The 10,787-nt window shown below is 74.3% G+C and carries 8 protein-coding genes; 2 read left to right on the top strand and 6 right to left on the bottom strand.

From position 1 onward, the window contains the following. Positions 1-144: 144 nt before the first annotated feature. The gene (locus ACFVVX_RS32665) at positions 145-1,431 is read right to left on the bottom strand and encodes a geranylgeranyl reductase family protein (RefSeq protein WP_387950975.1); all 1,287 of its coding nucleotides are present in this window, start codon (positions 1,429-1,431) and stop codon (positions 145-147) included. 171 nt (positions 1,432-1,602) lie between these two features. Between ACFVVX_RS32665 and ACFVVX_RS32660 the strand changes: the two genes are divergently transcribed. Beyond that, on the top strand, positions 1,603-2,970 hold the full coding sequence (locus tag ACFVVX_RS32660; RefSeq protein WP_387950973.1) for a dipeptidase: 1,368 nt from the start codon (positions 1,603-1,605) through the stop codon (positions 2,968-2,970). Here the strand turns inward: ACFVVX_RS32660 and ACFVVX_RS32655 are convergent. Beyond that, on the bottom strand, positions 2,946-3,773 hold the full coding sequence (locus ACFVVX_RS32655) for a DUF4184 family protein (protein WP_387950971.1): 828 nt from the start codon (positions 3,771-3,773) through the stop codon (positions 2,946-2,948). The two genes, ACFVVX_RS32660 and ACFVVX_RS32655, sit on opposite strands and share 25 nt — an antisense overlap. A 95-nt stretch (positions 3,774-3,868) precedes the next feature. After that, on the bottom strand, positions 3,869-4,936 hold the full coding sequence (locus tag ACFVVX_RS32650) for an NUDIX domain-containing protein (RefSeq protein WP_387950969.1): 1,068 nt from the start codon (positions 4,934-4,936) through the stop codon (positions 3,869-3,871). A gap of 1,367 nt (positions 4,937-6,303) precedes the next feature. Here ACFVVX_RS32650 and ACFVVX_RS32645 point away from each other — a divergent pair. After that, positions 6,304-7,362, top strand: a complete 1,059-nt coding sequence (locus ACFVVX_RS32645; protein ID WP_387950968.1) for a ribokinase — start codon at positions 6,304-6,306, stop codon at positions 7,360-7,362. A 150-nt stretch (positions 7,363-7,512) separates the two neighbouring features. Here ACFVVX_RS32645 and ACFVVX_RS32640 read toward each other — a convergent pair whose 3' ends face one another. From ACFVVX_RS32640 to ACFVVX_RS32630, 3 genes are all read right to left on the bottom strand, one after another. After that, positions 7,513-8,451 (bottom strand): C40 family peptidase, encoded by a 939-nt coding sequence (locus ACFVVX_RS32640; protein ID WP_387950967.1) that lies wholly within the window; start codon positions 8,449-8,451, stop codon positions 7,513-7,515. Positions 8,452-8,729: 278 nt separating this feature from the next. Continuing rightward, the gene (locus ACFVVX_RS32635; protein WP_387950965.1) at positions 8,730-10,151 is read right to left on the bottom strand and encodes an acyl-CoA synthetase; all 1,422 of its coding nucleotides are present in this window, start codon (positions 10,149-10,151) and stop codon (positions 8,730-8,732) included. A 354-nt stretch (positions 10,152-10,505) separates the two neighbouring features. Next, the coding region (locus ACFVVX_RS32630; protein ID WP_387950963.1) for an electron transfer flavoprotein subunit alpha/FixB family protein at positions 10,506-10,787 on the bottom strand (282 nt) is incomplete at its 5' end.

Below are 10,787 nucleotides of genomic sequence, written 5' to 3'. Positions count from 1 at the left end.
CCGTTGTTGGCCCCTCTCTTCCCCAACACCCCCCCCTCTCGGGGGGGGGGGGGGGGGGGGGGGGGGGGGGGGTCCCCCCCCCGGGCCCCCCCCGGGGGGGGCGGGGGGGGGGGGCCCCTCCACAGGCAGCGGTGGCGGCGGCCGCTACCGCGAGGCGATCGCCGCCAGTCGGCGGGCCGCACGGTACTGGCGCAGCACCTGGGCGAAGGTGGTGTGGCCCTGGGTGGTGCGGGCGAAGGCCCGCCACGCCGGGTCGACCAGGCAGACGGCGGCGTGGAACAGGTACGGGCGGCGCTCGAAGGCGGCCAGCATCTGCTTGCCGGCCCGCATCTCCACGCCCAGTCCGGCCTTGATCGCGAAGGCGTAGTTCAGCGCCTCGCGCCGCACCCCGGCCGCGTTGCCCGCCTCGGCCACCTTGACCGCCCACTCGCCGGCCAGCCGGCCCGAGCGCAGCGCGTACGAGATGCCCTCGCGGGTCCACGGCTCCAGCAGGCCGGCCGCGTCGCCGGCCACCAGCACCCGGCCGCGGGAGAGCGGCGAGTCCTCGGCCCGGCAGCGGGTCAGGTGCCCGGACTCCACGCTCGGCGGGAAGCCGGACAGGCCCAGGCGGCGGATGTAGTCGGCGAGGTACTGCTTGGTCCGCTCGCCGTCGCCGCGCGCCGAGATGACACCGACGGTCAGGCTGGCGGACTCGGTCTTCGGGAACACCCAGCCGTAACTGCCGGGCAGCGGGCCCCAGTCCAGGTGGATCCGGCCCGCCCAGTCCGCGGCGACCTGCGGCGGCACCGGGATCTCGGCCTCCAGCCCCAGGTCGATCTGGTCGAAGGAGACGCCGACGTGCCGGCCGATCCGGCTGGCGCTGCCGTCCGCGCCGACCACCGCGCGCGCCTCGAAGGTGCGTCCGTCGGCGGCGGTGACGACGGCCGTCCGGTGCTCGCCGCCCTGCTGCTCCACCCCGGTGACGGTCACTCCGGTGACCAGCACCGCGCCCGCCTGCTTGGCCGCCTGCACCAGGCGCAGGTCGAACTCGTCCCGGTTGACCAGACCGAACAGCATCCGCTTCGAGCGCCGCGTACGGGTGAACCGCCCGCGGTACGCGAAGGTGACGGCGTGGACCCGGTCCTGCAGCGGCAGCCGGAAGTCCGGCGGCAGGCTGTCCCGGGACGGGCCGATGATGCCGCCGCCGCACGTCTTGTAGCGGGGGTGCTCGGCCTTGTCGAGGAGCAGGACGCGTCGGCCCTGCGCGGCGGCGGCGTGCGCGGCCGAGGCCCCCGCCGGTCCGGCGCCAACGACGACGACGTCCCAGACACCGTCGAGCCGGTCGGGCCCGGGCTGCGGCTCTCGCTGCGGCTCGTGCTGGGGCTCGGACGGGCTTCCGGACGCCTCGGCGTCGAGCGGGCCACGGGAATCGGAGCTACCGGAGTCAGTCACGTCGAGCAATCCTATGCGTCCCACCCGGCTGCCCGCCGCCGCACCACCCCGAACTCCCGACCGACTCCCCGGTCCACCCGTTCGACTCGGCCTATGATCGTAGGCAACCCCTGCAGTCCCGTTCGGCCGAACCATCCTGCTCGGACGAACCAGCCCCCTCGGAGCGCCCCGATGTCACAGCAGCCCCTGGCCGACGCCGTCCGGTCCCTGATGGACCGTGCCCGCACCGACCTCACCGAACTGGTCGCCTTCCCCTCGGTCGCCGACCCCCGTCAGTTCCCGGTCGAGGAGTGCCGCAAGGCCGCCCAGTGGGTCGCCGACGCCTTCACCGCCGAGGGTCTGACCAACGTGCAGCTGCTGGACACCCCCGACGGCACGCAGTCCGTCTACGCCGAACTGGCCGGCCCCGAGGGCGCGCCGACCGTGCTGCTGTACTCCCACTACGACGTCCAGCCGCCGCTCGACGAGAAGGCCTGGCTGAGCCCCGCCTTCGAACTGACCGAGCGCGACGGCCGCTGGTACGGCCGCGGCGCCGCCGACTGCAAGGGCAACATCCTGATGCACCTGACGGCCCTTCGGGCGCTGCGTCAGGTGTACGGGGACGCCTACCCCGTCAGCCTGAAGATCATCGTGGAGGGCTCGGAGGAGCAGGGCACCGGCGGCCTGGAGCAGTACGCCGAGGCACACCCCGAGCTGCTCGCCGCCGATGCGATCGTCATCGGCGACACCGGCAACTTCGCCCCCGGCCTGCCCACCGTCACCGCCTCGCTGCGCGGCATGACGACGGTCGAGGTGACGATCACCACGCTCGCCGGGAACCTGCACTCCGGCGGCTTCGGCGGCGCCGCCCCGGACGCCCTGCAGGCCCTGGTCAAGGTGCTGGCCTCGCTGCACGACGAGCACGGCGACGTCGCGGTGGCCGGGCTGGTGAACGACCAGAGCTGGACCGGCGTGCAGTACGCCGACGAGCAGTTCCGCGCCGACGCCAAGGTGCTGGACGGCGTCGCGCTCACCGGCACCGGCACCGTCGCCGACCGGCTCTGGGCCCGCCCGGCCGTCACCGTCCTCGGCATCGACGCCCCGCCGGTGATCGGCGCCACCTCCTCCGTCCAGGCCTCCGCCAAGGCACTGGTCAGCCTGCGGGTACCGCCGGGCACCGACACCGAGGCCGCCCAGGGGGCGCTGGTCGCACACCTGGAGGCACAGGTGCCGTTCGGCGCCCGGATCCGGATCGAGCGGCAGGGCAACGGCGCCCCGTTCAGCGCGGACACCTCCGGCCCTGCCTACGAGGCGATGGGCGAGGCGATGGAGCAGGCCTTCGGCACCCCGATGGTCGCCTCCGGCGAGGGCGGCTCGATCCCGCTCTGCAACACGCTGCGCTCGCTCTACCCGCAGGCCGAGATCGTCCTGATCGGCGTCGAGGACCCGACCACCCAGATCCACGCGGTCAACGAGAACGTGGACCCGCAGGAGCTGGAGCGGATGGCCCTGACCGAGGCCCTGTTCCTGCGCCGCTACGCGGAGCTCCGCTCGGTCTGAGCCGCCTGTCCGACCGGTACTGCCTTCCCGGCCGGCACCGCCTCGCCGGTCCGGCGGCCACCGCGCCGCCAGACCTGCGCGGCCACCGCATAGGCCGCCGCGCCGACCGCGAGGCCCGCGCCCGCCCCGAAGCAGAACTCCGGGATCAGGTTGCGCCTCAGGGGCATCAGCCGGTGCACCACTCCGGCCGCCGTCGCCGCGCCCAGCGCCGCGACGGCGGCCCGCCGCACCCGGGGCGGGAGCAGAACCTCGGGCCGCACGGGCTCGGTGGCCCGGACCACCCGCCCCGCGTACCCGGCCAGCGCCGCCAGCGCCAGCGCCGAACTGCCGTACTGCAGCACGGTGTACAGCGGCAGCCCGGCGACCTCGCGCTCCAGGACGGGCAGCAACGAGACGCCGAGCCGGCCCTCGTGGGTGAAGGCGTCCCACCCGACGTGCGTGGCCGCGCCGACGGCGGCCGACGCCGCGAACCAGGCCGCGCCGCCTCCGCCGCGCGGGGCGGTCAACGCCTCGGCCGGCCCCGCCCACCGCTCGGGGAGCAGGGCGACCAGCGGCCCGCGCAGCAGCCCGTGCCAGCCGGCCACCAGTGCCCCGGCGATCGCCACGTCCACCGTCGGGACCGCCCACCAACGGTGGGTCAGCCCGCCGTGCCCGTAGGCCCCGGGCAGCAGCGACTCGGCGAAGAACGGCACGTCCGGCGCCATCGATCCGGCGACGAGGGCCGAGGCCACCAGCGGACCGCGCTCCCCGGCCAGGCGCAGCAGGGGCAGGACGGCGGCCGGGTGGCTGAAGGTGAAGGGCATGCCCTCATCCTGCCCCAGCCCCCGGCGCCCGGTGCCCGGCCCCCGCCCCCGCTGCCGCTGCCGCTGCCGCGCGGTGCCCCTGCGCCCGCCCTCCCCTACGCCGCGTCCGCCGCCCGGGTCAGTCCGAGGGCGACCCGGCGGCCCGCCTCCAGGTACCGCAGCTCCCCGGACCGCCGGGCCTCCAGGGCGGCGGCCAGCCGGCGGTACCGGCCGGGCGGCAGCAGCCCCGCGGCCTCGTCCAGGTCGACGAAGCGCCAGCCGCGCAGCTCCTCCTGCTGGAGCAGCAGGCCCTGGCGGGCGGTCGCGTCCAGCAGGCCGCCGTCGTAGACCAGCCGCAGGCCGCCGCGGCGCGGGCCGGTCCGGGGCTCCCAGTCGACGGCGAGCAGGCGCAGCGCGGTCGGGTCGAGCCGCAGGCCCAGTTCCTCGGCGGTCTCCCGCAGGGCGGCATCGGTGGGTGCCTCGCCGCGCTCGACCACCCCGCCGGGGAACTCCCAGTCCGGTTTGTAGACCGGGTCGACCAGCAGCACCCGGTCCTGCTCGTCGAAGAACAGGACCGCGGCGGCGACGGTGTCCCCGGTGGGGTCGGGAGTCTGGACGATGGGGCAGCGGGCGGATCCGTCCCGGACCAGTTCCGCGATCCGGACGGCCGTCTCGCGCGGGGTGAGGCCCCCGGTGTCGAGCAGCCGCGCGTCCCTCCCGAGCCACCGCCGGGCGGCCCGGTAGCGGGGGAGGTGTTCCAGGCACCACTGCCGGACTCTCGCGCTGCGCTCCGGATCGTCCGGACACTCCTCGCGCTGGGCTATCCGCTCGCGCAGGATCGTTTCTCCAGGGTCCAGGACGAGGTGGTGCACCGCGATGCCCTGGGAGGCGAGCGCGCCGAAGATCTCGTCCCGGTAGTCCTCCCGGAGCAGGGTCATCGGAACGACCAGCGGTCCCGACACCTCACCGAGCAGGGCGGCCGCCGTCTCGGGGACGAGCCGGCGCCAGGCCGGCAGGTCCTGGAAGTCGGAAACCGCCGCCAACCGGTCGGCTGGCAACATCCCCCGCAACCCGAACCCCACCAGCTCGGGGTCGAACAGCATGCTCCCGGGCAGCAGTTCCACCAACTCGCGACAGGCACTCGTCTTGCCCGCCCCGAACGTGCCATTGACCCAAACGATCACAACGTCCCCTGTCCTCGACTCCCCCGATGCCGTTCACACCGGGCGGCGCCCCCGTCAGCCGAACCAGCGCCACCCGAGGTGGTACCCCCGCCGCGCCGGTCCCCATACCTTCCCACGGCACCCACCCGGCGGACCTCACCCGGCCCCTTGACAGCGGCATGTGCCCAGATCAGACCCCCACCCACCCATCCCCCACCCGAACAGGCCACCATCCCCGCCGACTTCCCCTCCCCCACCCGCGGTGAGCCCGGAGCCCCGCCCGAGCGGCTACGACGCGACGGGGAGTCGGCCCCGCACGCGGCCGATCGAATATGTAGACCGGTCTACATATGCTCGGATGGCGCTGAGCCGTCCGCACAGGAAGTCGACCCCGCCGACTTCCTGTGCGAAACCTCCATTCGCCCCACCCGCCATGCACACGAATATGTCGACCGGTCTACATACCGATGCCTCCCGCCCACACGGGAGATCGTCCAGCCCAAACCCCCACGCGGGAGGCCCACCACCCGCCGCACCACCGACAACAGAACCCATAGACCGGTCTACATATTCATGCCGCATGGCGGGTGGGGCACTCACCTGGGCGAGGGGCCAAGGCAAGGCGCAGAGCCCAAAGCCTGCACAGGAAGTCGGCCTGTCCGACTTCCTGTGCAGGCCCATCCACCGCGGCCACGGAGCGACAGAAAAGGTAGACCGGTCTACATATTCTGTCCGCCCTTTGCCGAGCCACGCGCGTAGGAAGTCGGCCCATCCGACTTCCTACGCGCCGCCCGCGCCCACATCCATGCCACGCCTGACATCAGCGTCCCTCCCACCACGTAGTGCGCCCCAAGCGCGCAACTTCCACCACGCGCCTCGGGGGGGGCACACCGGCCTGGCGGACCCGGCGGGCCCGCTCCAGGTAGGCGCTCACCCCACACCTCCCGCTCCGGCGCACTCATCGGCGGTACGCGCTCCTCGCCGAACGCCCCCACCCCCCGCACGCACCCCTCGGGCACCCTCGCCGACACCGCCGCGGGCACCACACAGCGGAACGCGGGAGCACGGGTGGCGCCACCCGGGCAGGGGTCAACGGGTGTGGTCGGACGCAGCGCCGGGCCGGAGGGCGCGAAGAGGGGCACCGGAGCACCAGCCCCGAGCAGCAAGCCTGAGCACCAACCCCGAGCAACAGCGCCCGAGCAGCAAGGCCAAGCGACCGGCCGAAGCAATACACCGACACACCGACACATCGACATACCAAGAGGCCAGCCGGCCGACCCGGGCCAGCCGGACGGCGGGACGCACCAGCCCTCCCTCCCGCCCGCGTCTCCGGCGTCGCGCCGCACGGCTCGCACCGTATGGGCAGGAGAACCGTATAGACAGGAGAGGTGAACCCACCTTCCCCCAGTGACCCCGGCCGGGTCGTGGCGATCGGCTCCGTCAACACGGACCGGATCCTGCGCTGCCCCGTCCTGCCCGCCCCCGGCGAAACCGTGCTGGCCGTCTCCGCCACCCAGGGATTCGGGGGCAAGGGCGCCAATCAGGCCGTCGCGGCCGCCACCATGGGAGCGCCCACCCACCTGGTGGCGAAGGTCGGCGCGGACACCGACGGAGTCGAGGCGCTCGCCGACCTGCGGAGCGCCCGTGTCGACGTCAGCACCGTGCTCACCGATCCGGCGGCGCCCACCGGCCAGGCCATCGTCATGGTCGACCCCAACGGCGAGAACAGCATCGTCGTCATCCCCGGCGCCAATGCCTGTCTGGACCCGGCCGAGGTCACCGAGGCCCTCGCCCGCCTCCGGCTGACCCCCGCCGATGTTCTGCTCACCAGCGGCGAGGTGCCGCCGGACTGCGTCCGGGCCGCCGCCGAGGCCCTACCCGCCGGCACCCGCTGGGTCCACAACGCCGCCCCGGCCGGAGTACTCCCCACATTGGTGGGCCGCCGCCCCCTGATCGTCGCCAACACCATCGAGGCAGGCCAACTGACCGGCGCGACCGCTGCATCCGCCCCACTCGACGCAGCCGACGTAATCGACACGCCTGACGCGCCTGACACGCCCGACACGACCAGGACGCCCGACCCGAGCAAGACAAGCAACACGAGCAACCCGAGCGACCCGACAGACAGCGCCAACACCGCCGCCGAGGCCCTGGCCGCACTCGGCGACGGCGCCGTGATCACCCTCGGCAGCGAGGGCGCCCTCGTCGCCGAGGGCGGCCGCGGGGGTCGGACGAGCCGCGTCCCCGCCCCGCGCGTGACCGTGGTCGACACGACCGGCGCCGGCGACGTCTTCTGCGGCGCGTTGGCCGCCGAACTCGCACGCGGCGCCGCCTTGACCGAGGCGGTCGCCACCGCCGTGGCCGCGGGCGCCTTCGCCGTCACCGCCCTGGGCGCCCGCGGCGCCCTGCCCACCCCCGCCGAGGTCCGGCGCCTGCGCACCCCCTGACCACCCGCACCCCCTGACCACCCGCACCCCCTGACCACCCGCGCCACCACCCCACCGCCCTCCACCACCAGCACCACCGCACAACGCGGCCGGTCCCGCACAGGGTGACCGACACCCCGTGCGGGACCGCAGCACAACCCGAAGCCGCGGTCAGGGCCGCCCCATGTGCGTGGGGTAGTACCCGCTGCTGATCCCCGAGATCCGGATGTTGGTACCGGGTCGGGCGGCCTCGACGTACTGGTTGTTGCCGAGGTAGATCGCCACGTGGTGGATGCCCCGCGCACTGCCGTCGTCCGACCAGAACAGCAGGTCGCCACGTTCCAGCTGGCTGGCGCGGACCGGGGTGGTGGCCGCGTACTGGTCGTTAGCCACCCGCGGCAGGTCGATGCCCCCGCGCCGGAAGGACTGCTGGACCAGGCCCGAGCAGTCGTAGCCGGCCGGACCGTTGCCGGCCGTCACGAACGGCTTGCCGAGCTGGGCGAGCGCGAACTGCACGGCCGTCTCGACGTCGCCGTCGGCCGCCGGCACCGAGTCCGAGGACGCGTCGGAGCCTGCGGACGAACCCGAGGACGAACCCGAGGACGAGCCGGAAGACGAACCGGAGGACGAACCGGACCCGCCACCCGTCCGGTCCAGGTAGACGTCGTAGTGCGTGGTCCAGCGCCACTGGCCCTGGCTGTTCTTGAACCAGTACCGCGAACCGTCCCAGCCCTGGGTGATGCCCCCGGAGGAAGTGGGGGTGGCGGTGGCGGTGGCGGTGGACGAGGAGCCGCCCCCAGTCCGGGCCTGGTAGATGTCGTAGTGCGTGGTCCAGCGCCACTGCCCCTGGCTGTTCTTGAACCAGTACCGCGATCCGTCCCAGCCGGCGTGGGCCGGCGCGGGCTCGGCGGCCGCGCTGCCCACGCTGGTGCCGAGGCCGATCACGCCGGCTCCGGCCGCGATCACGGCCACCATGCCTATCCCCCGGCGGACCCGCGCCGCCCGGGAGGTGCGGACGGGCTTCGCCGGCCCGTCGGTGGTGGCGGTGGCGGCGGTCTGCCCGGTCGGGTCGTCGGCGGCACTCGGTGCGCCGGTGTTGACGGTCGTCATCCTGCTGTCTTCCTTTGCTGACTCCGCAGGCCCTGCAGACTCCCGCCGGATCTGGCGGTGCTGCAGTCATGCCACGGAACGCTGAACGGGAACGGCAGACGTTCCCCGGCCGACATGCCACGGCTTCCGGTCCTGCGACCGGAAGCCGCGGCAACTCGCCCAGGGATTCAGTTCTGCCTGCGTGTCACGTTAGGCACGCGTCCGCTCACGGCGCGCAGTGGAGTGCGCCAAAGGAAGGGTTCACGGAAGGTGAGCGACCATCACCGGATGACCCCTCGTCACCCCTTCGCCGAGTCAGTCGGCAACTGCTTCTTCAGCACCTTCCCCATGGCGTTCCTGGGCAGTTCGGCGACGAGCATCACCCGTCGCGGCCGCTTGTGGACGGAGAGCCGCTCCGCCACAAAGACCGTCAGCTGTTCCCCCGTCACCGGGCCGTCGGGGATGACGTACGCCACGACCGCCTGCCCGAGGTCCTCGTCGGGCACGCCGATCACGGCCGCGTCCGCGACCGCCGGGTGGTCGCGCAGCGCGGCCTCCACCTCGCCGGCGCCGATCCGGTAGCCGCCGCTCTTGATCAGGTCGACCGAGGCGCGGCCGACGATCCGGTGGAAGCCGTCCTCGCCGATCACCGCGACGTCCCCGGTCCGGAACCAGCCGTCCGCCGTCCAGGACTCGGCGTCGGCGTCCGGCCGGTTGAGGTAGCCGGTGAACAGGGTGGGCCCGGCGACCTGGAGTTCGCCGACGCTCTCCCCGTCGTGCGGGACGGGCCCGCCGTCCTCGCCGACCAGCCTGGTCCGCACCCCGTCCAGCGGCAGTCCGACGCTGCCGGGGCGGCGCTCCCCCGCCGCCCGGGTGCTGACGGTGATCAGCGATTCGGTCATCCCGTACCGCTCGATCGGCGCGTGGCCGGTCAGCGCGGCCAGCTTCTCGAAGACGGGGACGGGCAGCGGGGCGCTGCCGGAGACCAGCAGCCGGGCGGCGGACAGCCGTCCGGCCGCCTCCGGGTCGGCGGCCAGGCGCGACCAGACCGTCGGTACCCCGAAGTACAGGCTCCCCCCGGCGGCCGCGTACCCGGCGGGGGTGGGGCGGCCGGTGTGCACCAGCCGGCTGCCGGTGCGCAGGGCGCCGAGCACGCCGAGCACCAGGCCGTGGACGTGGAACAGCGGCAGTCCGTGCGCCAGGGTGTCCTCGGCCGTCCACTGCCAGGCGGCGGCGAGCGCGTCCAGGTCCGCGGCGATGGCGGCACGGCGGATCACCGCTCCCTTGGGCGCGCCGGTGGTGCCCGAGGTGTAGAGCACGAACGCGGTGGCGTCCCGGTCGGGCTCGGCGTAGGTGGTGGCGGAACGCTCCGTCAGGTCGACCGGGAGGGCCGGCAGCCCGGCGTCCGGCGTTTCCGGGTCCGCCGCCGCGTGGGCGAGCAGGGCCGCGCCCGAGTCCCGCAGGATGTGGGCGCGCTCCTTGGGCCCGGAGTCGGGCGGCAGCGGCACCACGGGCACGCCGGCCAGCAGCCCGCCGACCACGGCGACCACGGTCTCCGCGGTGGGCCGGGCCAGCACGGCCAGCGCGGGGGCGCCGGCCACCCGGTCGGCCACGGCGGTCGCCGCGCCGAGCAGCTGCTCGCGCGACAACGCCCTTCCGTCGATCCGCAGCGCGTCGCCGGAGTCCCCGAAGCCGCCCTGAAGTGCCGTCAACAGTGTCATGCCCTCTGCCCTCACCGTCGCTTGCCTATCCGGTCCTGCGGCCGACTCTACGGCCAGCGCCGACCCCGCCCGAGGCGGCCGCACACCGCCGACCGAGCGCGCCCGGCCGAGCACCACGGGCACCCTCCGACCCGGCACGACAGGCCCGGCGCGACAGGCCCGGGCAACACCGGCACGAGCAGCACCGGCACAGGCACAGGCACCGGCACCGGCACCGGCACCGCGAAGCCCCGGCACGGCACCCGCGAAAACACGGAGGAGGGCGCGGCCCCGGATCCCCAGTGCCACGCCCTCCTCACTGCGCGCTGCGCGCTGCGCGCTGCGCGCGGTGGACCGCGCGCTAGCCGCTCACACTCAGCCCTTGCGGCTCTTCACCTCGTCGGTGAGCTGCGGCAGGACGGCGAACAGGTCGCCGACCACGCCGTAGTCGACCAGCTCGAAGATCGGGGCCTCGGGGTCCTTGTTGACGGCCACGATGGTCTTCGAGGTCTGCATGCCGGCCCGGTGCTGGATCGCGCCGGAGATACCCGCGGCGATGTACAGCTGGGGCGAGACCTGCTTGCCGGTCTGGCCGACCTGGTTGGTGTGCGGGTACCAGCCGGCGTCGACGGCGGCACGCGAGGCGCCGACGGCCGC

It is taken from the genome of Kitasatospora sp. NPDC058170 (assembly GCF_042883905.1).
Classification (GTDB): domain Bacteria; phylum Actinomycetota; class Actinomycetes; order Streptomycetales; family Streptomycetaceae; genus Kitasatospora.
Note: the sequence above shows the minus strand (reverse complement) of the source record. Positions and strands in the feature narration are given on the sequence as shown.

What these genes read in the sequence shown, in the direction of transcription:
- ACFVVX_RS32635 (WP_387950965.1), bottom strand. Translation starts at nt 10,151, where the DNA reads ATGACACTGTTGACGGCACTTCAGGGCGGCTTCGGGGACTCCGGCGAC.
- ACFVVX_RS32640 (WP_387950967.1), bottom strand. Translation starts at nt 8,451, where the DNA reads ATGACGACCGTCAACACCGGCGCACCGAGTGCCGCCGACGACCCGACC.
- ACFVVX_RS32660 (WP_387950973.1), top strand. Translation starts at nt 1,603, where the DNA reads ATGTCACAGCAGCCCCTGGCCGACGCCGTCCGGTCCCTGATGGACCGT.
- ACFVVX_RS32655 (WP_387950971.1), bottom strand. Translation starts at nt 3,773, where the DNA reads ATGCCCTTCACCTTCAGCCACCCGGCCGCCGTCCTGCCCCTGCTGCGC.